This is a genomic window from Achromobacter sp. (assembly GCF_049647645.1).
In the GTDB taxonomy this organism is placed as follows: Bacteria; Pseudomonadota; Gammaproteobacteria; order Burkholderiales; family Burkholderiaceae_B; genus Achromobacter.
In genome coordinates, this window is the sequence record NZ_JBARYB010000256.1 from 1 (window position 1) to 24,795 (window position 24,795).

At 67.6% G+C, this 24,795-nt stretch carries 20 protein-coding genes; 8 read left to right on the top strand and 12 right to left on the bottom strand.

Annotated features, from left to right (window positions below):
- Positions 1-1,223: amidase (locus WBB14_RS29015; RefSeq protein ID WP_424242814.1), on the top strand; the 1,223-nt coding region annotated here is incomplete at its 5' end.
- 84 nt (positions 1,224-1,307) lie between these two features.
- Here the strand turns inward: WBB14_RS29015 and WBB14_RS29020 are convergent.
- A complete protein-coding gene (locus tag WBB14_RS29020; protein ID WP_424242815.1) occupies positions 1,308-2,216 on the bottom strand; it encodes a LysR substrate-binding domain-containing protein in 909 nt (302 codons plus the stop codon).
- Between the two features lie 147 nt (positions 2,217-2,363).
- Between WBB14_RS29020 and WBB14_RS29025 the strand changes: the two genes are divergently transcribed.
- Together WBB14_RS29025 and WBB14_RS29030 are read left to right on the top strand one after the other, a co-directional pair.
- A complete protein-coding gene (locus WBB14_RS29025) occupies positions 2,364-3,137 on the top strand; it encodes an SDR family oxidoreductase (protein WP_424242816.1) in 774 nt (257 codons plus the stop codon).
- Between the two features lie 10 nt (positions 3,138-3,147).
- Positions 3,148-3,417, top strand: a complete 270-nt coding sequence (locus WBB14_RS29030) for a hypothetical protein (protein ID WP_013391312.1) — start codon at positions 3,148-3,150, stop codon at positions 3,415-3,417.
- A 56-nt stretch (positions 3,418-3,473) separates the two neighbouring features.
- Here the strand turns inward: WBB14_RS29030 and WBB14_RS29035 are convergent, their stop codons facing one another.
- The 7 genes from WBB14_RS29035 to WBB14_RS29065 form a co-directional block, all read right to left on the bottom strand.
- On the bottom strand, positions 3,474-4,997 hold the full coding sequence (locus WBB14_RS29035) for an efflux transporter outer membrane subunit (RefSeq protein WP_424242817.1): 1,524 nt from the start codon (positions 4,995-4,997) through the stop codon (positions 3,474-3,476).
- The gene (locus WBB14_RS29040; protein ID WP_424242818.1) at positions 4,994-8,107 is read right to left on the bottom strand and encodes a multidrug efflux RND transporter permease subunit; all 3,114 of its coding nucleotides are present in this window, start codon (positions 8,105-8,107) and stop codon (positions 4,994-4,996) included. The genes WBB14_RS29035 and WBB14_RS29040 overlap by 4 nt, the downstream gene beginning before the upstream one ends.
- Positions 8,104-11,301 (bottom strand): MdtB/MuxB family multidrug efflux RND transporter permease subunit, encoded by a 3,198-nt coding sequence (locus WBB14_RS29045; protein ID WP_424242830.1) that lies wholly within the window; start codon positions 11,299-11,301, stop codon positions 8,104-8,106. The genes WBB14_RS29040 and WBB14_RS29045 overlap by 4 nt, the downstream gene beginning before the upstream one ends.
- Complete coding sequence (locus WBB14_RS29050; RefSeq protein ID WP_424242819.1) at positions 11,216-12,487, bottom strand: MdtA/MuxA family multidrug efflux RND transporter periplasmic adaptor subunit; 1,272 nt, start codon at positions 12,485-12,487, stop codon at positions 11,216-11,218. The genes WBB14_RS29045 and WBB14_RS29050 overlap by 86 nt, the downstream gene beginning before the upstream one ends.
- Before the next feature lie 227 nt (positions 12,488-12,714).
- A complete protein-coding gene (gene zapD / locus WBB14_RS29055; protein ID WP_424242820.1) occupies positions 12,715-13,467 on the bottom strand; it encodes a cell division protein ZapD in 753 nt (250 codons plus the stop codon).
- Positions 13,468-13,526: 59 nt separating this feature from the next.
- On the bottom strand, positions 13,527-14,156 hold the full coding sequence (gene coaE / locus WBB14_RS29060; RefSeq protein ID WP_424242821.1) for a dephospho-CoA kinase: 630 nt from the start codon (positions 14,154-14,156) through the stop codon (positions 13,527-13,529).
- A gap of 31 nt (positions 14,157-14,187) precedes the next feature.
- A complete protein-coding gene (locus WBB14_RS29065; protein WP_424242822.1) occupies positions 14,188-15,036 on the bottom strand; it encodes a prepilin peptidase in 849 nt (282 codons plus the stop codon).
- 203 nt (positions 15,037-15,239) lie between these two features.
- Here WBB14_RS29065 and WBB14_RS29070 point away from each other — a divergent pair, with 203 nt between their 5' ends.
- Positions 15,240-16,019 (top strand): copper resistance protein NlpE N-terminal domain-containing protein, encoded by a 780-nt coding sequence (locus tag WBB14_RS29070; RefSeq protein WP_424242823.1) that lies wholly within the window; start codon positions 15,240-15,242, stop codon positions 16,017-16,019.
- A gap of 92 nt (positions 16,020-16,111) precedes the next feature.
- Here WBB14_RS29070 and WBB14_RS29075 read toward each other — a convergent pair whose 3' ends face one another.
- From WBB14_RS29075 to WBB14_RS29090, 4 genes are all read right to left on the bottom strand, one after another.
- Positions 16,112-16,528 carry a response regulator transcription factor gene (locus WBB14_RS29075; RefSeq protein WP_424242824.1) on the bottom strand — a complete coding sequence of 139 codons (417 nt, stop codon included), beginning with the start codon at positions 16,526-16,528 and terminating at the stop codon, positions 16,112-16,114.
- Between the two features lie 117 nt (positions 16,529-16,645).
- Complete coding sequence (panC, locus tag WBB14_RS29080; protein WP_424242825.1) at positions 16,646-17,500, bottom strand: pantoate--beta-alanine ligase; 855 nt, start codon at positions 17,498-17,500, stop codon at positions 16,646-16,648.
- Positions 17,501-17,536: 36 nt separating this feature from the next.
- Complete coding sequence (locus WBB14_RS29085; protein WP_013391301.1) at positions 17,537-18,427, bottom strand: segregation and condensation protein A; 891 nt, start codon at positions 18,425-18,427, stop codon at positions 17,537-17,539.
- 16 nt (positions 18,428-18,443) lie between these two features.
- Positions 18,444-18,632 carry a DUF3460 family protein gene (locus tag WBB14_RS29090; RefSeq protein ID WP_013391300.1) on the bottom strand — a complete coding sequence of 63 codons (189 nt, stop codon included), beginning with the start codon at positions 18,630-18,632 and terminating at the stop codon, positions 18,444-18,446.
- A gap of 98 nt (positions 18,633-18,730) precedes the next feature.
- Between WBB14_RS29090 and WBB14_RS29095 the strand changes: the two genes are divergently transcribed.
- The 4 genes from WBB14_RS29095 to WBB14_RS29110 all read left to right on the top strand — a co-directional run.
- Positions 18,731-20,185, top strand: coding sequence for a DHA2 family efflux MFS transporter permease subunit (locus WBB14_RS29095; protein WP_424242826.1), 1,455 nt, complete (start codon positions 18,731-18,733; stop codon positions 20,183-20,185).
- Entirely contained in the window at positions 20,172-21,698 is a 1,527-nt protein-coding gene (gene glpK / locus WBB14_RS29100; protein WP_424242827.1) for a glycerol kinase GlpK, read from the top strand. The genes WBB14_RS29095 and glpK overlap by 14 nt, the downstream gene beginning before the upstream one ends.
- Positions 21,699-22,768: 1,070 nt before the next feature.
- Entirely contained in the window at positions 22,769-23,440 is a 672-nt protein-coding gene (locus WBB14_RS29105) for a response regulator transcription factor (protein ID WP_424242828.1), read from the top strand.
- A partial coding sequence (locus tag WBB14_RS29110) for a sensor histidine kinase (RefSeq protein ID WP_424242829.1) occupies positions 23,427-24,795 on the top strand: 1,369 nt, incomplete at its 3' end. The genes WBB14_RS29105 and WBB14_RS29110, both read left to right, overlap by 14 nt.

A 24,795-nucleotide genomic window follows, 5' to 3' on the forward strand; every position in this document is an offset into this window, starting at 1 on the left:
GCTACGGCCTGCTCGGCCCGCTGGACGGCCTGCCCGTGGCCGTCAAGGACCTGTGCGACATCGAGGGCCAGATCACCACGGCCGGCTCGCAAGCCTGGCGCGAGCGCCGCAGCACAGTCACCGCCACCGCCGTAACGCGCCTGATCGATGCCGGCATGGTGGTGCTGGGCAAGACGCACATGGTGGAATTCGCTTTCGGCGGCTGGGGCACCAACCCCGTCATGGGCACCCCGCGCAATCCCTGGGACCTGGTGCGCGCCCGCATCCCCGGCGGTTCCTCCAGCGGCTCCGGCGTAGCCGTGGCCGCGGGCCTGGCGCCCGCCGCGCTGGGCTCGGACACCGGCGGCTCGGTACGGATTCCCGCCGCCCTCAACGGCATCACCGGACTGAAAACCACGCGCGGACTCATCAGCCTGTACGGCTCGGTGGCGCTGTCCCACACCCTGGATTCGATCGGTCCGTTGACCCGCGACACCCGCGATTCGTTGCTGCTGACCGCTGCCATGTCCGGCCCAGATCCGCGCGATCCGGTGACGCGCGGCGTGCCCGCCTACCGCTACCGCGATCTGCGCGCGGGCGCAAAACCGCTCGCCGGCATGCGCATCGCCCTCATGCCGCAGGCGCAGTACCCCATCGCCATCGATGCCGCGGTACAGAACGCACTGGACGATACGCGGCGCGCGCTGGCGGACCTGGGCGCGGAATGCGTGGAAGCGCCCTTCCCCTTCGATTTCCACGACATGATGCTGCGCAACGGCCTGATCATCGCGGCCGAAGCCTACGCCCAGCACCGCGACTATATCGAGGACGACAGCCTGCCCCTGGGCCGCTACGTGCGCGCCCGCGTGCTGGGCGGCAAGCAGACAAGCGCCGCCGATTACGTGCTGGCGCTACAGGCCCACGCCCGCGCCTGCGCGGCCTGGCAGGACTGGATGCGCGACTACGACGCGGTCCTGGCGCCCTGCCTGCCGTTTGCCGCCTGCCCGCTGGAGGAAGTGGACGAGGCCGCCACGCCGCTGGCGGCGTTCACCCGGCCCGGCAATTACGTCAATGCCTCGGGCCTGGCCCTGCCCGCCGGATTTTCCGCGGACGGCATGCCCATCGGCGTGCAACTGCTGGGCAAGCCCAACGGCGAAGACGCGCTGGGCCGCCTCGGCATGGCGTTCCAGGCGGCGACCGACTGGCACCTTCGGCGTCCGGACCTGTCGGCGATCCAGCTGTAGTTCCTGCGGCTACAGGCCAGGCGGCGGTCAGTCCACCGCCTACAAGGCCGGCCCGTCAGCACGACGGCCGGTCTTTTTTTGCCTTCAGCCCAGGCCGCAAGCTGGCCGCAGCAGCGCTTCCAGCCAGTCCGCGAACACCTGCAGCCGCCGCGACGGCGAGCGGCGCTGCGGATAGAGCAGCGTCATCGGCATGGGCGCAGGCTGATAGTCCGGCATGACTTCGACCAGTTCGCCCGCAGCGATCTGCGGCTGCACGTCGTAGGCCGGAATCTGGATCAGGCCCAGCCCCGCGACGCAGCTGGCGATGTAGGCTTCGGCGCTGTTGACCGTGACCCGCCCGCCCAGCTGCACGGTGCGGGACGCGCCGCCATCCAGCCATTCCCAAGGCGCCAGCCGGCCAGTCGATGGCGAGGCGTAGTTCACGCAGGCATGCCCCGCCGCCAGGTCGTCCGGCGTCGCCGGCACGCCATGGCGTGCAAGGTAGGCCGGGCTGGCGACGTTGATCAGCCGCAGCATGCCTATCGGCCGCGCCACCAGGCCCGAGTCCGGCAGCACACCGACCCGCAGCACGCAGTCCACCCCTTCCTCGATCAGATTGACGGCCCGGTCCGTCACGCCCAGCGTGACGTCGATCTGCGGATAGGCTTCCAAAAATGCCGGCAGCGCCGGCGCCACGATGAGGCGGCCGATGCGGCCAGGCACGTCGATGCGCAGCATGCCGCTGGGGCCGACCGAGGCGTGGCGGAAAAGGTTCTCGGCCTCTTCCATGTCGGCCACCAAGCGCAGGCAGCGCTCATAGAAGGCCGCGCCCTCCTGCGTGGGCGCCACTTGCCGCGTGGTGCGGTTCAACAGCCGCGCGCCCAGCCGACCCTCCAGTTCCTGCACGGCGGCGGACACGGTGGAGCGCGGCAGGCCCAGCGTATCCGCCGCGCGCGAAAAGTTCGCGCACTCGACGACGCGGGCGTACACCCGGAACAGGTCTATGCGGTCCATGGGATGGGCAGCTCCTGCGAGGGCTAACCTCACTGTTCGTTATTTCTGGATAGAGATACCAGAAATAGCAGTTTTATGCGGATTTTGTGGAATATATCATCGTCTGCATTGGGGTTCGCATTCGGCGGCCCGATAGCGGAGAGGACCATGGCAGACCACGGAATCAAAGGCAAAACCGTCATCATCGCGGGCGGCGCGAAGAACCTGGGCGGACTGATCGCGCGCGACCTGGCGCAGCAAGGCGCGCGGGCGGTGGCGGTGCACTACAACAGCGCGGGAACCAAGGCCGACGCGGACGCGACGGTCGCCGCCGTCAAGGCGGCGGGTGCGCAGGCTGTCGCCCTGCAGGCCGACCTGACCTCGGCCGGCGCGATGGAAAAATTGTTTGCAGACGCGGTAACCGCGGTAGGCCGGCCGGACATTGCGATCAATACCGTCGGCAAAGTGCTGAAGAAGCCCTTCACCGAAATCACGGAGGCGGAATACGACGAGATGACCGCGGTGAACTCGAAGTCCGCATTTTTCTTCTTGAAGGAGGCCGGCCGCCACGTCAACGACAACGGCAAGATCTGCACGCTGGTGACCTCGCTGTTGGGCGCCTACACGCCCTTCTACGCGGCCTATGCCGGCACCAAGGCGCCGGTGGAACACTACACCCGCGCCGCCTCCAAGGAATTCGGCGCGCGCGGCATTTCGGTGACGGCGGTAGGCCCCGGCCCCATGGACACGCCTTTCTTTTATCCGGCCGAAGGCGCCGACGCGGTGGCGTACCATAAGACCGCGGCCGCCCTGTCGCCGTTCTCGAAAACCGGGCTGACCGACATCGAAGACGTCGTACCCTTCATCCGGTTCCTGGTATCGGACGGCTGGTGGATCACCGGACAGACGGTCCTGATCAACGGCGGCTACACCACCAAATAGGAGCGTCGCCATGCACGTACTGTTGACCATCGTCGGAGGCCTGCTGCTGCTGGCCGTGTTCGCGCTGTTCGGCAAGCAATGGGGCGGCGACGCGGCCGGCTCGATTGCCGCCGCCAAATGGTTCCTGCCCGCGTGGCTGCTGATGTCGGTCGTCAACATGTGGGTCGGCGTGACGCGCGCCGGCTACACGGTGCGCGAGGAGCTGCCCATCCTGCTGCTGGTGTTCGCGGTGCCGGCGGCGGCGGCCTGGCTGGTCGTCGCCTTCATGCCGCGCGGCTGAGGCGCCACTGGCGTTGACCACGCCAGTGTTCCATCAGGCACCCGCGCGGCGGAACATCAGGGCTGCGCGGGCGCTGCTGCCGCAGGCGCGGCCTGATTGTCCGCGCGCGCCTGCGCCCCGGCGGGAGGCAAGCCCTCCCAGCCCCCGCCCAGCGCCACGATCAGATTGACACTGGCCGCGAAGCGGTTGCCCAGCAAGCTCAGCGCATTGCGTTCGCTGTTGAGCGCGGTGGCGTCCACCACCGCCACGCTCAGGTAATCGACCAGACCGGCCTTGTACTGGTTCTGGGTCAGGCGCAGCGATTCGCGCGCCGATTCGAGGGCACGGCGCTGCACCACCTGTTCGTTTTCCATGACGCGCAACTGGATCAGGTAATCCTCGACCTCGCGCAGTCCGGTCAAGGCCGCCTGACGGTAGGCGGCCGCCTGTGCGTCGTAGGACGCGCGGGCCTGTTCCACTTGCGCTTCGCGCGCGCCGCCGTCGAATATCGTTAGCGCCAGCGCCGGCCCCAGCGACCAGAAACGCGCAGGCGCCGTCAGCAGTTCCGCGAACTGGCCGTTGCGGAAACCGCCGTCGGCCGACAGGATCAGGTTGGGAAACCATGCCGCCTGCGCCACCCCGATCTGCGCATTGGCGGCGGCCGCGCGGCGCTCGGCGGCCGCCACATCGGGACGGCGCTCCAGCAGTTCGGACGGCAGGCCCACCGGGATCTGCGGCAATTGCAGCGCGAACACCGTGGGCGGCAGGCTGAATTGCGACGGCGCCTGGCCCATCAGCACGGCGATGGCGTGTTCGAGCTGGCCGCGCTGCCAATCCAGGTCGATGGACTGCGCGCGCGTGCTTTCCACCTGCGTGCGCGCCACGGCCACGTCGGCCTGCCCAGCCACGCCCACGGCGTAGCGGTTCTGCGTCAGCTGCAAGGATTTTTCGTAGGCCGCCACGGTGGCGTCCAGCAGGCGCTTCTGCTCGTCCAGCACGCGCAGTTGCAGGTAGGCCTGCACCAGCGCGGCCTGCGCGCTCAGGCGCGTGGCGCCCAGGTCGGCCAGGCTGGCCGCGGCGCTGGCTTCCGAGGATTCCACGCTGCGGCGCACGCGGCCCCACAGGTCCACTTCCCAGCTGACGTTGCCGGTCAGCGAATACTGGTTCGAGACATTGCTGCCGGAAGCAGAGGTGGAACCGCTCTGCCCGCCGCCGCTGCCCGAGCGCGTCATGCCCGCGCCCGCGCCCACCGTCGGGAAGAAACCGGCGCGCGCGCCGCGCACCAGGCCCAACGCCTGCCGGTAGTTGGCCTCGGCCTGGGCCACGGTCTGGTTGGAAGCGTTCAGGCGCTCCACCAGGCCGTTCAAGGTCACGTCGTCATAGACCCGCCACCACGCGCCGCGCTCGGCCTGATCCTGCGGCCGGGCAGGCTTCCAGCCCTCGACTTCGCCCTGGCCTTCCTTGTAGGCCGCGCCCACGTCCAGCGCCGGGCGCTGGTAATCGGGGCCGACCGCGCAAGCGCCCAGCAGCGCGCACAGCGCGGCCGCGGCGATGCTGCGGGGAAGAAACAGGTTCGGGACAGGCTTGGCGATGCGCATCATGTAGGTTCTATGGAAGCGGAGGACCCGTCCTTGGGCGCACGCCTGCGCGCGGCCCAGAGACGGAAGCGGTCCAGGTAAAGATAGACCACGGGCGTGGTGTACAGCGTCAGGATCTGGCTCAGGACCAGGCCGCCGACTATGGTAATGCCGAGCGGCTGGCGCATCTCGACCCCCGCGCCGGTGGCCAGCACCAGCGGCAGCGCGCCGAAGATGGCAGCCATGGTCGTCATCATGATGGGGCGAAAGCGCGTCAGGCATGCCTGGAAGATCGCGTCGCGCGGACTCATGCCCTGGGTGCGCTCGGCATCCAGCGCAAAGTCCACCATCATGATGGCGTTCTTCTTGACGATGCCGATCAGCAGGAACACCCCGATCAGCGCGATCAACGTGAAGTCGTAGCGCACCAGCAGCAGCGCCAGCAACGCCCCCAGGCCGGCCGACGGCAGGGTCGACAGAATGGTCAGCGGATGGACGAAGCTCTCGTACAGGATGCCCAGCACGATGTACATGGTGACCAGCGCGGCCAGGATCAGCCAGGGCTGCTGCGCCAGCGTCTGCTGCAGGGCCGCGGCCGTGCCCTGGAAGCCGGCCTGGATCTGGTCGGACGGCAGGCCGATGCGCGCCACCGCCGCATCGATGGCGCTGGTGGCCTGGCCCAGCGACACGCCCGGCGCCAGGCTGAACGAGATGGTATCGGCCACGAACAGCCCCTGGTGCTGCACGCTGAGCGGCGCGTTGGCATTTTCCAGGCGGGTGAAGGCCGACAGCGGCACGCGCGCGCCGGCCGCGGTGATGACCTCGACCTGCCGGAGCGATTCGATGTCCTGCGCGAATTTCGGATCCACGCCCAGCACCACGTGGTACTGGTTCAGCGGCCCGTACATTACCGACACCTGGCGCTGGCTGAACGAATTGTTCAGCACCGTGGAGATGGTGGACATGCTCACGCCCAGGCGGGTAGCGGCCTCGCGATCGATCACCAGGTTGATCTGGCGGCCCTTGTCTTCGACGTCGGTATCGACGTCGGTGATCTCGGGAATCTGCGCCATGGCCTGCTGCACCTTGGGCATCCAGGTGCGCAGCAATTGCAGGTCGCCGGCCATCAGCGAGTAGTCGTAGGAGCCCTGGCTCTGGCGGCCGCCAATGCGGATGTCCTGCTGCGACACCAGGAACATGCGCGCGCCCGGCATGTTTTGCAGCTTGCCGCGCAGCCGGTTGATGACCACGTCCGCCGAGACCTGCCGCTCTTCCAGGGGCTTCAACTGAATCTGCATGAAGCTACTGTTGCTGCCGCCGCGTCCGCCGGCATAGCCCGTCATGCTCTGCACCGCCGGATCCGCCAACACCACCTTGCGCAACGCCTCCAGCTTGGGCAGCGTGGCCTGGAACGAGGTCCCCTGGTCCACCCGGAAAAAGCCCAGCAGCTGGCCCGTGTCCTGCTGCGGGAAGAAGCCCTTGGGCACCACGGTGTACAGGTAGACGTTCAAGCCCACGGCAACGGCCAGGATCAGCATCATCAGGCGGCTGTGCGTCAGCGCCCAGCGCAGGCTGCGGCGGTAGCCGTCCAGCATCGCGTCAAAGCCGCGCTCGGACCAGCGCGCCAGCCGTCCGGGCGGCTTCTCTTCGGGCGCTTCCTGGCGCAACAGGCGCGCGCACATCATCGGCGTCAAGGTCAGCGACACCACCAGCGACACCATGATGGCGGCCGACAGCGTCACCGCGAATTCGCGGAACAGCCTGCCCACCACGCCGCCCATCAAGAGGATGGGAATGAACACCGCCACCAGCGACAAGCTCATCGACAGCACGGTAAAGCCCACTTCGCGCGAGCCGCGCAGCGCCGCGCGCATCGGCGACATGCCGCGCTCCACATGGCGCATGATGTTCTCGAGCACCACGATGGCGTCGTCCACCACGAAGCCGGTCGCCACGATCAGCGCCATCAATGAAATGGTGTTCAGCGTGAAGCCGCTGAGATACATGACGCAGAAGGTGCCGATCAGCGACACCGGCACCGCCACGCTGGGGATGATGGCCGCGCGCCAGCGCCGCAGGAACAGCAGCACCACCAGCACCACCAGGCCCACGGCAATGATCAGCGTCAGTTCGGCTTCATGCAACGACGCGCGGATGCTGGGCGTGCGGTCCTGCGCCACCGTCATGTGGGCGTCCGCCGGCATCAGGGCCTGCAGAATGGGCAACTGGGCGCGCACCGCGTCCACCGCCTCGATGATGTTGGCGTCGGCCTGGCGCCGTACGATCATCAGGATGGCCTTGCGGTCGTTATAGAAGCCGGTCTGGTACAGGTCTTCGACCGAATCCTCGACCCGGGCCACGTCGGATACGCGCACCGGCGCGCCGTCCTTCCAGGCGACGATCAGCGGCCGGTACTGCTCGGCACGGCTGAGCTGGTCGCTGGCCATGATCTGCCAGTGGTAGCGGTCATTCTCCAGCACGCCCTTGGGGCGGTTGGCGTTGGCATTGGCCAGCGTGGCGCGCAGCTGGTCCAGCGACACCCCGCGGTTGGCCAGCGCGCCCGGCAGCACGGTGACGCGCACCGCCGGCAGCGAACTGCCGCCCACCGTCACTTCGCCCACGCCGTCCACCTGCGACAGCTTCTGCGCCACGATGGTCGAAGCGATGTCGTACAGCTGGCCCTGGCTGAGCGTGTCGGACGTCAGCGCCAGGGTCATGATGGGCGCATCGGACGGATTGGACTTATGGTATGTGGGATTGCTGCGCAGGCTGGTCGGCAGTAGCGAACGCGCCGCATTGATGGCGGCCTGCACGTCGCGGGCCGCGCCGTTGATGTCGCGCGAAAGATCGAATTGCAGCGTGATGCGGGTGGAACCCTGCGAACTGCTGGAGGTCATCTCGGTGACGCCGGCAATGCTGCCCAGCGAACGCTCCAGCGGCGTGGCCACGCTGGACGCCATGGTTTCGGGACTGGCGCCCGGCAGGCTGGCCGAGACCGAAATGGTGGGAATGTCCACCTGCGGCAGCGGCGCCACCGGCAAGAGGAAGAACGACAGCAAGCCTGCCAGCACAACCGCCAGGCTCAGCAGCGTGGTCGCCACCGGCCTGACGATGAAGGGTGCCGACAGGATCATGACGCATCCCCCGCCTGCGCCTGGTCCACGCCGCGCCAGCGGCGCGACATGCGGTCGAACATCAGGTAGATGACCGGCGTGGTGAACAGCGTCAGCACCTGCGACAGCAGCAGCCCGCCCACCATCACCAGGCCCAGCGGCTGGCGCAGCTCCGCGCCCGTGCCGGTCGACAGCATCAGCGGCAGCGCGCCGAACAGCGCGGCCAGAGTGGTCATCAGAATGGGCCGGAAGCGCAGCAGCGCCGCCTCGTGGATGGCCGCGCGCGGGCTCAAGCCGCGCTTGCGCTCCGCGTCCAACGCGAAGTCAATCATCATGATGGCGTTCTTCTTGACGATGCCGATCAGGAGGATGATGCCGATGATCCCTATCATGTCCAGCTCGGTCCCGCTGATCAGCAGCGCTAGCAGCGCGCCCACGCCTGCCGAAGGCAGCGTCGACAGGATGGTGATGGGGTGGATATAGCTTTCGTACAGCACCCCCAGCACGATGTACATCGTCACCACCGCGGCCAGAATCAGCCACAACGTGCTGGACAGCGAATTCTGGAACGCCAGCGCCGCGCCCTGGAAGCGCGTCTCAACGCCGGCGGGCAGGCCGATCTCGGCCTCGGCCGCGATGATGTCCTCCACCGCGCCGGAGAGCGACGCGCCCGGCGCCAGGTTGAAGGACACCGTCACCATGGGGAACTGGTCCAGCCGGTTCACGGCCAGCACGGTCTTGCCCTCGCTGATGTGCGCCACCGACGACAGCGGCACCTGCGCCCCGGTCGAAGTGGGCACGTGGATCTGCCCCAGCGAGGCCGGCGTCACCTGGAACTGCGGCTCGACCTCCAGCACCACGCGGTACTGGTTGGACTGCGTGAAGATGGTGGAAATCAGCCGCTGGCCGAAGGCGTTGTACAGCGCCTCGTCGATCACCGCCGCCGTGATGCCCAGCCGCGACGCGGCGTCGCGGTCGATCTCGACCCAGGTTTGCAGGCCGTCGTCCTGCAGGTCGTCGGTCACGTCCTTCAGGCCAGGCACCTGCCGCAAGCGGTTCACCAGCTTGGGCGTCCATTCGCTCAGGACTTTCAGATCGGGATTGGACAAGGTCATCTGGTACTGCGTGCGGCTCACGCGGTCCTCGATGGTCAGGTCCTGCACCGGCTGCATGTAGACGGTCAGGCCGTCCTGCTTCGCCAGGGCCTGCTCCAGCCGCGCCATCACCGTGCGCAGGTTGCCGTTGCGCTCGGATTGCGGTTTAAGCGCGATCTGCATGCGCCCGGCGCTGAGCGTGGCGTTGCTGCCGTCCACCCCGATGAAGGACGACACCGCCTGCACGTCGGGATCCTCCAGCACCAGGCGCGCCGCCGTGCGCTGACGCTCGGCCATGGCCGGGAACGAAATCGATTGCGGCGCCTGGGTGATGGCCTGGATCAGGCCGGTATCCTGCTGCGGGAAGAAGCCTTTGGGAATCACCATGTAAAGCAGCACGGTCAACGCGAAGGTTGCCAGCGCCACGATCAGCGTCAGCGTCTGGTGGCGCAGCACTACCTGCAGCCAGCGGTCGTAGCCGGCGATGACGCGGTCGATGAAGGCGCCCGTTGCCTGATGGAAGCGGCCATGCTTCTGCTCGGACTCGGCGCGCAGGAGGCGCGCGCACATCATGGGCGTCAGGGTCAGCGATACCACCAGCGATATCAGGATGGACACCGCCAGCGTGATGGCGAACTCGCGGAACAGCCGCCCCACCACTTCGGTCATGAAGAGCAGCGGAATCAGCACCGCGATCAGCGAGAAGGTCAGCGAGATCAGCGTGAAGCCGATCTGCGAAGCGCCCTTGAGCGCGGCCTGCAGCGGCGTTTCGCCTTCCTCGATGTGGCGGGCGATGTTCTCGATCATGACGATGGCGTCGTCCACCACGAAGCCGGTGGCGATCGTCAGCGCCATCAGGGTCAGGTTGTTGATGGAGAAGCCGGCCAGATACATGATGCCGAAGGTGCCCACCAGCGACAGGGGCACGACCACGCTGGGAATCAGGGTGGCCGTCAGGCTGCGCAGGAACACGAAGGTCACCATGACCACCAGGGCCACGGCCAGCATCATCTCGAACTGCACGTCGGCCACCGAATCGCGGATGGTCTGGGTGCGGTCGGACACCACGCTCACGTCCAGGGTCGCGGGCAAGGCGCCGCGCAACTGCGGCAACAGCGCCTGGATCCGGTTGACCACGTCGATCACGTTGGCGCCCGGTTGGCGCTGGATGTTGAGCAGGATGGCGGGTTTATCGCCGGCCCAGGCCGCCTGGCGCGTGTCCTCGGCGCCTTCGACCGCGCGCGCCACGTCGGACAGGCGCAGCGGCGCGTTGTTCTTGTACGCGATGATCAGGTCGTTGTAGTCGGTGGGCGTCTTGAGCTGATCGTTGGCATTGATGGTGGTGGAACGCTGCGGCCCGTCCAGATTGCCTTTGGGCTGATTGACGTTGGCGCCGACGATAGCCGTGCGCAAGTCCGACATGGCCAGACCATTGGCCGCCAGCGCCTGCGGATTGACCTGCACCCGCACCGCTGGCCGCTGCCCGCCCGCCACGCTGACCAGGCCCACGCCAGGAATCTGCGACAGCTTCTGCGCCACCCGCGTATCGACCAGGTCGCGCACCTGCGGCAAGGGCATGGTGGGCGAAGTGATCGCCAGCGTCAGCACCGCCGCGTCCGCCGGGTTCACCTTGTTGTAGGTCGGCGGCACCGGCAGGTCGCTGGGCAGCAGGTTGGAGGCCGCGTTGATCGCCGCCTGCACCTGCTGCTCGGCCACGTCCAGCGGCAGGGTCAGGTTGAACTGCAAGGTGATGACCGAGGCGCCGCCCGAACTGGTGGACGACATCTGGTTCAGGCCCGGCATCTGCCCGAACTGCCGCTCCAATGGCGAGGTGACCAGCGAGGTCATCACGTCGGGGCTGGCGCCGGGGTACAGCGTCACCACCTGGATCGTCGGATAGTCCACTTCCGGCAGGGCCGAAACGGGCAGCAGCCGGTAGGCGATGAAACCGGCAATCAGGATGGCCACCATCGACAGCGTGGTGGCCACCGGACGCAGAATGAACAGGCGCGACGGACTCACGGCGTTTCCCGGCTTACTTCGACGGCGGCGTGGTGCCGGCCGGGGCGCCCGCGCCCAGGTTCTTGTCGCGGGCGGCGGGGACCACGTCCGAGCCGCCAGCCACTTCCACCTTGGCCCCCGCGCGCAGGCGGTCGGTGCCTTCGACCACCACCCGGTCGCCGGGCTGCAGACCTTCGTTGACGGCCACCATGCCATTGTTGACCGCGCCCAGCTTCAGCTGGCGCACCTGCACGGTGTCGTCCGGCTGCACCAGGAACACGAAGGCGCCAGCCGAGCCTTGCTGGATGGCGGCGGTGGGGATCGCGGTCACGTCCTTGCGCGTCAGCACGTGCAGGCGCACGTTGACGAACTGGTTGGGGAAGAGCGCGTCGTCGGCGTTGTCAAAGCGCGCCTTCAGCTTCAAGGTGCCGGTGGTCACGTCGATCTGGTTGTCCATGGTTTCCAGCTGGCCGGTGGCGATGCGCCGGGTGTCGGCACGGTCATAGGCGTCCACGGCCAGCGTTTTGCCGGCCGCGATCTCGGCGCGCACTTCGGGCAGCTGGGTCTCCGGCAGCGTGAACACCACGGAAATCGGCTGGGTCTGCGTGATCACCACCAGGCCGTTGGCGTCCGAGCTGGACACCAGATTGCCGCGGTCCACCTGGCGCAGGCCCAGGCGGCCGCTGATCGGCGCCGTGATCCGCGCGTAATCCAGCTGCAGGCGGGCATTGTCCACATTGGCCTGGTCGCTCTTGACCGTGCCCTCGTACTGACGCACCAGCGCCGCCTGCGTGTCGACCTGCTGCTTGGCGATCGAGTCCTGCTTGAACAGCGCCTGATAGCGCTGCAGGTCGCGCCGGGCGTTCTCCAGCTGCGCCAGATTCTGCATCTGCGTGCCGCGCGCCTGATCCAGGGCCACCTGAAACGCGCGCGGGTCCACCTGCGCCAGCAGGTCCCCAGCCTTCACGCGCTGGCCTTCCTGGAAGGCCACTTCCACCAGTTCGCCGCTGACCCGGCTGCGTACGGTAACGGTGTTGTAGGCGGTGACCGTGCCCAGCGATTTCAGGTAGATGTCGATGTCTTGCTTGGTGGCCGTGGCAACGCGCACCGGCACCGCCGGCGTCATCATGGCGCCCGCCGGCGGCCTGCCGCCGCGCCCTCCTGGCCCGCCTGCTCCACCCGGCTTGGCCGCGGGCCGCAGCACCAGCCAGGCGATGCCCGCCGCAACTAGCAATACCAACGCCAGCCCAACAAGGCGGCGGCGGGTCCAACGGGTGGGCGGAGATACGGGACGGCTATCAGGCATGGAACGGTTCCGGCACGGGCGGAGAAAGCCGTATTGTGTACCAGACCGTCCCGGTTTCCGGCGCCGCGATCCCTAGTTGAAACTGGGAGCAACAGGAATCTGGCCGGGAGGGAAGCGTGGCGCGGCCTCGCCCCCTGTGCCCGACGGGTCCTGCCCAGCCCGGGCGCGGCCTGACGGGCATGTTTTCCAGCCTGGGCGCTGGCGCGGGGTTCCCCCGCCAGCCCATCCTATGAGCTGCAGAGGGTCATCTGGAAGGGCACGTCGCGCGCGACCTGCTGGGGCTTGAATTCGCCGTCCTGGGTGGAAAAACGTATCCAGATCATGTACTTATTGGCGCTGATCTCGGGAAACACGCCCTGGGACGGGTCCAGCCAGACCCGCAGCAGCTGGAACTGCTTGCCGCCCAGCATCTGTTGGTACGCCCCCTGCTCGCCCACGATATCGGACTTGCGGCCGGATTCGCGCAGCAGGCGCAAGGCCAGGGTCAGGCCGTCATACAAAGGGATGAAGGGCGCGACCCAGGCCTGCAGGTCCGCGCAGCGCGCGGCCTCGGATTTGTTCTGCCAGGCAAAGTACGACGGCATGTCGACCTGCGTGGCGCTACCCGGCACGGACAAACGTCCGCGCAGGCTGGTCAGCCATTCGTTTTCGCGCAGGGACTGGCCGGTCTTTCCGGGCGCGGCCAGCGCCGTGGTCACCTTTTCCATTTCGCGCAGCATGGCTTCGAGCGCGTCCTGCGCCACGCCGGGGTGGTCGCGCAGCCCGACCAGCGCCATGCGCTGACGCTCCAGGTCTTGCAGGACCGAGCCTTTCACGTCGGTGCGTTCGCAGGCATCGAGCAGATCGAACAGGGAGGTAACGGCAACCTGGTGCAGGCGCGAGTCCCCCTCGCGGACAAAGAAGAACAACCTGTCGAACAGGTATTCCAGCCGCAGATAAGCGCGGATGCGCTCATTGAAGGGGTATTCGTAAACAATCACGCTTCTTTACAGGCCCATCTGTGTTGGCCGGCTGGCCAATGTTTATCAGGGGTGCCGGCTTAGCCCGGGGCTTGCCGGCCCGTCGTGCTCGCCAGCGCCAGCCAGCGGTCATGCAGGGTCTTCGCCTGCGCGCGCAATTGGTCCGGCGTAGTGCCGCCGTCATTGACGATGACGTCGTCGGCGACTTCCAGACGGCTTGCCCGCGCAGCCTGTGCCGCCATGATACGCCGTATGGCTGGCTCCGTCAGCCCGCTGCGCTGGCGCACCCGCGCCACCTGCGTGTCGGGGTCGCAGTCGACCACGCAGATGCGGTCCAGGCGCGTCCGCCAGCGCGGCAGCGACTCCACTAGCAGTGGCACCACGAAGACCAGGTACGCGCCGCTCGCGGCATCGGCCTGGCGCTCGGTCTCCTGGCCAATAACGGGATGCAGCACGGCTTCCAGCCGCAAGCGCACCTGCGGATCCGAGAACGCCTGATCGCGCATCCAGGCGCGGTCCAGCGCGCCGTCCGGCGTCAGCGCGCGGCGGCCGAACTCGCGTTCGATCGCAGGCATGGCCGCCCCGCCCGCAGCGGTCAGCTCGCGCGCGATCTCGTCGGTATCGACCAGCGTGGCGCCCCATTCCGCGAGCATGTCCGCCACCCTGGACTTGCCCGACCCGATGCCGCCCGTCAGACCTATTTTCAACATACCGCCCACCCCATGCAGGGCATGAACCGCCCTATTGCAAAAACTGCCCCAGCCCTTGTTCGCCGCCCACCAGCAGCGTCACGACGCCCGCCAGCGCAAGATAGGGCCCGAATGGCAACGGCTGTCCGCGGCCGGCGCGGCCGCTCAAGGTCAACGCGCCGCCGATCAGCACGCCCAGCAGCGATGCGCTCAGCAGCAGCGTCGGCAGGGCCTCCACGCCGAACCACGCGCCCAGTGCCGCAAGCAGCTTGAAGTCGCCGTAGCCCATGCCCTCGCGCCCCGTCAGCAGGCGGAATACATGAAAGATAACCCACAGAAAGACGTAGCCCGCCACCGCCCCCACCACCGCCATCTGCAGGCTGGCATAGGCGCCGAACAAATTGACCAGCAGCCCGGCCCAGAGCAGCGGCTGGGTCAGCGCATCGGGCAGCAGCGTGGATTCGAAATCGATCCAGGCCAACGCCACCAGCGTGGCAGACAGGCCCATGGCGGAGATGGCGAGCGGCGTGGCGCCGAAACGCCAGGCGCAAGCGGCGAACAGAGCACAGGTCAGCAATTCGATGGCCGGGTAGCGCCAGCCTATGGCCGCTTCGCAAGCGCGGCAGCGGCCCCGCAGCAACAGCCAGCCCAGCAACGGCAGCCGCTGCCAGCCGGTCACCGGGGTATTGCAGGCGGGGCAGTGCGAGGCCGGCGACCACAAGCCATAGCGGCCCGCGGCAGGCGGCTTGCCTGCCGCTTCCTGGCAGTGCGCCTGCCATTCCTGTTCCATCATGCGCGGCAGCCGGTGCGTCAGCACCGTCAGCCAGTTGCCGACGAACAGGCCGGCCAATGCCGCCAGGCCGATGAACACGCCCAGAGGCAGATCGAAGACATGCCGCATCGCCGTCATCCGCCCGCGCGACGCAGCGCCGCAGCGGCGCCGCACCGGGAGCTGGCGGCAGTGCGCGTGGCAGGCCTGCGGCGGCCGTGTCGTAAATAGTGCATAAAGTGTTGACGATGCCCAAGAGCGGCTAAGGGGAACGTATCGAATCTTCGCATAAGTGCGTAAAATCGGAGACAGACTCAACATACGGATAAGCTGCCATGACCGCGCGCGTAGAAATCGGTACCCGCTCCCGCAAACTCAGCGTCATGGGGCTGCTGCTCGCAGGCACCGCATTGGGCGCGGCTGGCTGTGCCCAACAGAAGACCGAAGGCTATTACGACCCTCCGGCCGAAAGCACCGTGACCGACGCGCAGTACCAGGGGTCGGGCGCAGGTTACCGCAGCGTCATCCGCGCGCCGTCGCAAGTGCAGATCGCGCTCAAGCCGGACGCCCCCCGCAAGAACCAGAATCAGGCCGCCCAGGCTGCCGCCGGCGGTCAGACCACCGAGGACGGCCAGGCCGTTCCGGCCGACACCGAACATACCACCACCGCCTCTGCCGCGAGCGCACCCGCCGCAGCCAGTCCTGGCGCGCCCAACGCGGCCGTGCAGAGCCTGGTACCGCAACCGCAGACCTACATGGGCACCTTGCCGTGCTTCTCGCCCGCCATGCAGTGCACGGCGCAGCGCGTAACGCTGACGCTTGCGCCCAACGGCCGCTGGCGTGGCCGCGTGGCCTATCTGGAAAACGATCCCAAGAAAGGCCCGCCGGTCACCGAGCAAGGCTGCTGGGACGCCACCGAGGAACGCCCGCCGCGCGTCATCCTGATGGATGGCCAGGGCAATGGCCGCGCGGAATTCGTGGTTGCGGCCAACAACGTGCTGCGCGTGCGTTCCATCGACGGCCAAACGCCCAACCTGAACTACAACCTGACCCGCCAGCCGGATCTGGACCCGATCGACGAATTAGCCAAGGCGGCAGCGCCCAAGTGCCCTTGAGGCCCGCCGGCGGCCGTTGAACACGCTGCCGCGCAAGCGCCCTACCTCCGGGCCCGACGAATATTGCGTTCGTCGGGCCCGGTGCTTTTGCGCTACCCGGCATCGCGGCCTGGATCGCCACCACGATCAGGATGGGGTGGCGCGAGGCTCGCCAGACATCGGCCGTATTCCGGCCTCGGCGCCTCGTGCAGCACGTAGCTCGGACTGGCGCTGCCGGGCAGCGGCCTGGGAATCAGCGCATGTTCGCGGTCCGCGCCCGCTGCGCCCGGCACGGGCGACGCGCCAGAACGTCCGTGCTCGCACAGCCGGCAGGCCAGTTGCATGGCATTGCGGACCTGCAGCTTGGTGAAAATGCGGGAGCGGTGGGCTTCCACGGTGCGCAGCGAAATACCCAGGTCTATGGCGATGACCTTGTTGGGACGGCCGGCGGCCACGTAGGTGACGATCTGCCGTTCGCGAGGCGTGAGCGAGGAAAGAACGGCTTCCAGGTCGGGACGGGGAGCTTGCATGGGGCGGCTCGCTTGCAATGTAGGATTGCGCCGAGTCTGATCCGCCGCCCGCCACGACGTAAGCTGGTAATTCTTTCAGGGGTGGACATGGACGCCACCCCCAAGAACCTGGCCGCCTCAGGCCGTGTAGGCCAGTTCCAGATTGTCGATCAGGCGGGTCGCGCCCAGCTTCGCCGCCGCCAGGGCTACCAGCGGTTCGCCGGCCTGCAGGTCGGCGGCTTCGGGGCGCTTCAGGTCGCGCTGGCGGCGCAAGGCCACGTAGTCCACCTGCCAGCCGCGCCGAGCCAGGGTCTCGGTGGCTTCGCGCTCCAGGGCGGCGGCATCGCGTTCGCCCTGGGCCAGACGCTGGTTGGCGTGCTGCAGCGCGGCGTACAGCGCGGGCGCCTCGGCGCGGTCGGCCTCGCTCAGATAGCGGTTGCGCGAGGACAGCGCCAGGCCGTCCTCGGCGCGCACGGTCTCGTGCGCCAGCACTTCCACCGGCAGCTGGAACTGGCGGCACATGTTGCGCACCACCATCAGCTGCTGGTAATCCTTCTTGCCGAACACGGCCACGCGCGGCTGCACGCAGGAAAACAGCTTCAGCACCACGGTGCTGACGCCTTCGAAGAAACCGGGGCGGAACTCGCCTTCCAGGATGTCGCCCAGGTCATCGGGCGGCTGCACGCGGAAGTTCTGCGGCTCGGGATACATCTCGCGCTCGTTCGGCGCGAACAGCACATAGACGTCGCGCTCGCGCTCGAGCTTCTCGATGTCGGCGGCGAGCGTGCGGGGATATTGGTCGAAATCCTCGTTGGGGCCGAATTGCAGGCGGTTCACGAAGATGCTGGCCACCACCGGGTCGCCATGCTGGCGCGCCAGCTTCATCAGGGACAGGTGGCCTTCGTGCAGGTTGCCCATGGTGGGCACGAACGACACGCGGTTCTGGCCGCGCAGGTGATCACGCAATTCCTGGATGGTGTGTACGACTTTCAAGAGGAGTCTCCGGGGTTGGGGGCAGCCCGGTCAGGATCAGGCCGCGACCGCCGCCACGCTGGTGTAGGCCAGGCGCACGTAGATGGGAGCATAGGGCTCGGCCTGCGTAATTTCCAGCAAGGACTCGCGGGCCAGTTCCAGCATGGCGATGAAATGCACGACGACCACCGCCGCGGGCGCGCCTTCGCGGACGCGCTCCATGAACAGATCGCCGAATTCCATGAAGCGCACGTCGTTCAGGCGCCGCAGGATGTGCGTCATGTGATCGCGCACGGACAACTGCTCGCGCGTGATGTGGTGATGCTGGTTCAGCTTGGCCCGCTTCATGATGTCGGCCCAGGCCGCGCGCAGGTCGTCGACGCTGACCTCGGGCAGCATGCGTTCCACGCTCAGGTCGGCCACCGCCTGGCTGCTGACGAAATCGCGGCCCAGCTGCGGCATCGCGTCCAGCTTCTTGGCCGCCAGCTTCATCTGTTCGTACTCGAGCAGGCGGCGCACCAGTTCGGCGCGCGGATCTTCCGCCTCTTCGCCGGTGTCGCTCTTCTTGACCGGCAGCAGCATGCGCGACTTGATCTCGATGAGCATCGCCGCCATCAGCAGGTACTCGGCGGCCAGCTCCAGGTTGTGGATGCGGATCTGGTCCACATACGACAGGTACTGCCGCGTGACATCCGCCATGGGGATGTCCAGCACATTGAAGTTCTGCTTGCGGATCAGGTAGAGCAGCAGGTCCAGCGGCCCTTCAAACGCTTCCAGGAACACTTCCAGCGCATCCGGCGGGATGTACAGGTCCGTGGGCATCTGGAACAGCGGCTCGCCATACAGGCGCGCGAACGCCACGCTGTCGATGGTGTCAGGAGTGCTGTCGACGGGCGGTTCCACTAGCGCGGCCAGGGCGTCGCCCGGGACGGAAGCGTGTTGGGCCATGATTGCCGCAATGGGCTCAGTCGGCCTGGTAGACGTACGGCCTTTGCGGCACGCGGGCCGCACGGAAGCCTTCCAGCAGTTCCGAATCCTGCGGTTTGTCCCAAAGACGGGCGCGGCCCTCGCGCTGGCGCTCTTCGGTGCCAGGGTGCGATTGCTTGAAGTCTTTCAGGAAAAGAGTGATCTCGGATTCGTAGTTGGTCGCCATGGCACCAATTTCAATGGGTTTCGGATGTGGGGAGTTTACTTCACGGCGGCCTCCCCCCCGGCGTTACAATCTCGCGGCACCCATCGCCCCCTCCCGCCATGTCCGCAGAATCCGCAGCAGCAGCCCGTCCCGCTCCTCTTTCCAGTGAGCAAGCAGCGCGCGCGGCGCGCATGATTCCCTTCATCGTAGGCTGCGCGCTGTTCATGCAGATGCTGGACGCCACCGTGGTGGCCACCGCCCTGCCGGCCATGGCCCGCGCCCTGGGATCCACCCCGGTGCGGCTGAACGTGGCCATTACGTCCTATCTGCTTTCGGTGGCGGTTTTCGTGCCCGTCAGCGGCTGGGCGGCCGACCGCTACGGGGCGCGGCGGGTGTTCGTGGCGGCGATCGGCCTGTTCACGCTCAGTTCCGTGGCCTGTGCGCTGTCCCAGGACCTGCCCCAACTAGTCCTGGCCCGCATCGTCCAGGGGATGGCGGGCGCGATGATGGTGCCGGTGGGGCGGATCATCCTGCTGCGCACCGTGCCCAAGCAGGACCTGCTAAAGGCCATGTCCTTCCTCTCCATTCCGGCCCTGTTGGGCCCGGTGATCGGACCGCCGCTGGGCGGCTTCATGGTCACCTATATGTCCTGGCACTGGATTTTCCTGATCAATATCCCCATCGGAATCCTGGGCATTTTCCTGGTTCTGCGCTATGTCGCCGAGATCCGCGAGGAATCCGCCCCGCGCCTGGACTGGCCGGGCTTCCTGCTCAGCGCGATCTGCCTGGCGACCCTGGTCAGCGGCTTCGAGGCCATCGGCCGCGACGTCATGCCGCTGTCCATGCTGCTGGGGCTGATCGCCGTGGGTACGGTCTGCGGCCTGCTCTACGGCTGGCATGCCAAGCGTACGGAGCACCCCATCATCGACCTGTCCTTGATGCGGATCCCCACCTTCGCCATCTCCACGCTGGGCGGCAACCTGTGCCGCTTCGCCGTGGGCGCCACGCCTTTCCTGCTGGCCATGCTGCTGCAGGTAGGCTTCGGGCTCACCCCGTTCGCGGCCGGCCTGATCACCTTCGCCAGCGCTGCGGGCGCGCTGCTGATGAAGTTCGTGGCCACCCCCATCGTTCGGTATTTCGGCTTTCGCCGGGTGCTGACCGTGAACGCCCTGCTGGCGGGCGCGTTCATCGTGGTCTGCGGCGCCTTCACGCCCACCACGCCGGTGTGGCTGATGATCGCCATCCTGCTGGTCGGCGGCTTTTTCCGCTCGCTGCAATTCACTGGGGTAAATACGCTAACCTATGCCGACATTCCCCCGTCCAAGATGAGCCGCGCCAGCAGTTTCGCCGCCATGGCGCAGCAGCTCGGCATCAGCCTGGGCGTGGGCGTGGCCGCGGTGACGCTGAACATCAGCATGTCGTTGCGCGGCGCGGAAACGCTGGCGATCCGCGACGTCGTCGCGGGCTTCATCGTCGTCGGGGTGCTGTGCATGGCCTCGACCTTCTCCTTTAGACGCCTCGAGCCTCTGGCCGGGGCACACCTGAACGGCGCCAAACAAAGTGACGACGAATGAATTTGTCCTAGCCCTGGACCAGGGCACGACCAGCTCCCGCGCCATCGTGTTCGACCGCGAAGGCGTGGTGCGCGGCGTCGGCCAGCGCGAATTCCGCCAGCACTATCCGCGGCCAGGCTGGGTCGAGCACGATGCCAGCGAGATCTGGCACAGCCAGCTGGACGTGGCCCGCGAGGCCTTGCGCAACGCCGGCGCGACCGCCGCCGATATCGCCGCCATCGGCATCACCAACCAGCGCGAAACCACCCTGATCTGGGAACGCGCCACGGGCCGCCCGCTGGCCCGCGCCATCGTCTGGCAGGACCGCCGCACGGCGCCGATGTGCGACCAGCTGCGCCAGGACGGCCACGCCGATTTCCTGCAATCGCGGACCGGCCTGGTGCTGGACGCCTATTTCTCCGGCACCAAGCTTGCCTGGCTGCTGGACCACGTACCCGGGGCGCGCCAGATGGCCGAGCGCGGCGAACTGGCCTTCGGCACCGTGGACACCTGGCTGATCTGGCAACTGACCGGCGGCGCGGTGCACAGCACCGATCCGAGCAATGCGTCGCGCACCATGTTGTTCGACCTGCACACCCAGGACTGGAACGACGAGATCCTGGCGCTGCTCAAGATCCCGCGCGGCGTGCTGCCGACAATCGCGCCCAGCAGCGCGGTGGTGGGCGAAGCCCTGCCCGAATGGCTGGGCGGCTCCATCCCCATCGCCGGCGTGGCCGGCGACCAACAGGCCGCCACCTTCGGCCAGGCCTGCTTCACGCCGGGCATGGCCAAGAACACCTACGGCACCGGCTGCTTCATGCTGATGAACGTGGGCGAAAAACCGGTGCAATCCCGCAACCACCTGCTGTCCACGGTAGGCTGGGGCCTGCCCCAGGCCAGCCATGGCGGCTGGCGCCCGACCTACATGCTGGAAGGCGGCGTGTTCGTGGCGGGCGCCGCGGTGCAATGGTTGCGCGACGGGCTGGGCATCATCCAGCGCTCGGAAGAAATCGAATCCCTGGCCGCCAGCGTGGCCGACACCGACGACGTCTTCATGGTCCCGGCCTTCGCCGGCCTGGGCGCGCCACACTGGGACCCCTATGCGCGCGGCACGCTGGTGGGCCTGACCCGCGGCACCACCCGCGCCCACATCGCCCGCGCCACGCTGGAATCCATCGCGCTGCAAAGCGCGGAACTGCTGACCTGCATGAACGGCGACAGCGGCATCGCGCTGACCGAACTGCGCGTGGACGGCGGCGCGGCCCGCAACGACCTGCTGATGCAGATGCAGGCGGACCTGCTGGGCGTCCCGGTGGTGCGTCCACGCGTATCGGAATCGACTGCGCTGGGGGCTGCGGGGTTGGCCGGACTGGCGGTGGGATTCTGGTCGGGACTGGATGAGTTTGCCTCGAAGTGGCAGGCGGAGCGGACGTTCGAGCCGACTTGGCCGGAGTCCGTGCGGGCTGCGCGGATGAAGCGGTGGAGGCAGGCTGTGGAGTTGTCCAAGGGCTGGTCGGATAGTGCTGGGAAGTAGGCGGGATTTGTAGCTTCCTGGCTATGTGGCTGGCTGGTGTTGAGTTCGTCCGAGGCTTCGTTGGCATAGTTTTGGCTACCGTTACAGGGCTTCGTAGGCCGCCCATCGGCGCGGGTGCCTGGGTGGCGGGCGCCCACGATTGCGGTCCGGAGCCTTCGCTCCGGGCTACCCCTTCGTCATCTTCGTCCAGGCCTGCGGCCTTCCCTTCAGATTCCCTCGGGCGCATCGAGGTTGCCCGCCACCCAGGCACCCGCGCCGATGGGCTACTTGTGTCTTGGCCTGGTGCGCCGCTAGAGCCGTGGTCGGGGACGAGCCTTGAGCTGCCCGTCATTCTCGGCCGCGCGGGCGGCCGAGAATGACATACATGATTTTTTAAACTTCGATTGTGTTCGCTTGCGCGAATACGGCGAGCGGTTTGCTGATGGTCCCCAGTCTTTTGGGGGTGGGCGGTGATGGGTGGCGCGCGGCGAATAGCCGCTTGCGCATGTAGACCCGGGCGCGCGCCACCCATCCGGCATCTGCGTTGAAGTGACGATTACTGGCCGACGCGCGCGCTTAACCATCGCCCCAACGCAGCGCCCCACCAAATTCGGACCCCATTTTCACTTGCCATACACGTCACCACGAGAACACCCCCGCCACCTGCGCGCAGCGCCATCGTGCGACGCGCGACACCGCGTAAGCCCCAAAAGGCCGCCCGCGCGGCCGGCCTGGGGCTGGCCCCGCAAGACACGCCAACACCCACTATCCGTGGCCAGAACGCCAAGCACACTGACCGGCCCAGCGCCCGTGAAGATTCAATCAGCAGAGCCTGTCGCGTCGGTGGCCTGCGGGGCGCGGGGCGTCGATAAGCCCGAGGGAATCTGAAGGGAAGGCCGTAGGCCTGGACGAAGATGACGAAGGGGAAGTCCGGAGCGAAGGCTCCGGACCGCAATCGTTGCCCCGCGCCCCGCAGGCCACCGACGCGACAGGCGCCTTAAGAAGCAACCACCACCGCAAGCACCAAACCCACAGAACCATCCCAGCCCTTTACACTCCCCGAAAGCCACAAAAAAACACGGAGACAACACATGCGCATTTTGCTGGTCGAGGACAATCTCGATCTCGGCGATGCCGTGGAAAGCAAGCTGCGTTCCGCCGGCCACAGCGTGCAATGGGTGCGCGACGGCGTGGCGGCGTTGCGTTGGGGACTGGACGAAACCTGGGACGCGCTCGTGCTGGACATCAATCTGCCTGGCAAGGACGGATTTACCGTCATCCGCGAACTGCGCGCCGCCGGGCTGGAAGCGCCCGTGCTGGTCATGACCGCGCGTTCCGAAATCGAAGACAAGATCGACATGCTGGACTTGGGCGCCGACGACTACCTGGTCAAGCCCTTCGACCTGCGGGAACTCGAAGCCCGGCTGCGCGCGCTGATGCGCCGCCCGGCCGGCCAGACCAGCAGCGTCACCGTCTATGGCAACCTCAGCCTGGATCTCGCCAACCGCAACGTCAGCGTGGCCGGCGCGCCGCTGGAGTTAGGACGGCGCGAATTCCGCCTGCTGGAGATCCTGCTCGGCAAGCTGGGCCAGACCGTCGCCAAGGAACGGCTGATGAATCAGCTCTTCGACCTGGACGACGGCACGCTCAATGCGCTGGAGCTGCTGATCTCGCGGCTGCGCAAGAAGCTGGCGGGCGCCTCGATCGATATCGTCACCGTGCGCGGCGTCGGCTATCAGGCCCGCAGCCATGAACAGCCCTGAAAATTTCTCCATCCGCCGTCGCGTCTTCGCGCTGGGCGTGCTGCTGCTGGCCTGCGCGCTGATCGGGCTGGTGTTTTTCCTGCGCGGCTACGCGCAGCGCGCGGCGGAGCAGGCTTTCGACCGGCTGCTGGCGGCCTCGGCGCTGACCATTGCCGGCTCGGTGCAGATCGAAGACAACAACGTCACCGTCGAACCGCCCGTGTCCTCGCTGGCCATGCTGTCCGGCGGCGAACGCGTGTTCTACGAGGCCCGTACCTCCAACGGCCGCCTTATTACTGGCTACGACGACCTGGCGCCCGGCATGCCGCTGGCGCAATCGGCCACGCCGGTGTTCGCCTACCTGCGCTATCACGACGAACCGGTGCGTGTCGCCACCGTGGGCCGGCTGGTGTCGGCCAGCCAGCATGCGGGCTGGGTCACGGTACGCGTGGCCGAGACGCTGGGCTCGCGCGAGGCGCTGGCCGACGAGATCCTGGGACGCACCGCGCTGCCGCTGGTGGTGGTGTCGCTGGTGGCGCTGGGCCTGCTGTGGTTCGGCGTGCAGCGCGCCTTCGCCCCGCTTGCCGTAGTCGAGCGCGAATTGCGCAGCCGCGCGCCGGACGATCTGGCGCCGCTGGTGACGCCCGTGCCGCGCGAGGTGCGCCGGCTGGTCGAGGCGCTGAACGGCTTCATGCAGCGCCTGTCCGGCGTCATGGGCACGCTCAATACCCTGGTGGCGGATGCCGCGCACCAGGTCCGCACGCCGCTGGCCTCGCTGCGCGCGCAGGCGGAGGTGGCGCTGGACGAAACCGATCCGCAGCGGCTGCATGCGCGCCTGGAACGCATCCACCTGAACGCCATGCACGCCAGCCAGTTGATCAACCAGCTGCTGATGGACGCCACCATCACCCATCGCCTGGGCAAAGGCTCGCGCACCCTGGTGGGCGTGGCCGAAACCGTCAACGAAACGCGGCGCCGCATCGGCCCGCTGGAAGCGCAGCGCCTGCGCATCGAAATCGCGCCCGAGGTCCGCCGCGCCCGCATCGCTGGCGACCGGATCGCCTTGCGCGAGATGCTGCGCAATCTGGTGGACAACGCGCTGCGCTACGCGCCCGACGGCCCCGTGGACATCCAGGCCACGCCGGTGGCGGGTTTCCGCGTGGCGCTGACCGTGTCCGACCGCGGCCCGGGCGTGGCCGACGACGAGAAAGACGCCGTACAGCAGCGCTTCACCCGCGGCCGCGCCGGCGAAGCGCAGCCCGGATCCGGGCTGGGGCTGTCCATCGTGCGCTCGGTGGCCGTCGCCCACGGCGGCTCGCTGTGGCTGCAGGACCGTCCGGGCGGCGGCCTGACGGCGCGCGTGATCCTGCCGCTGG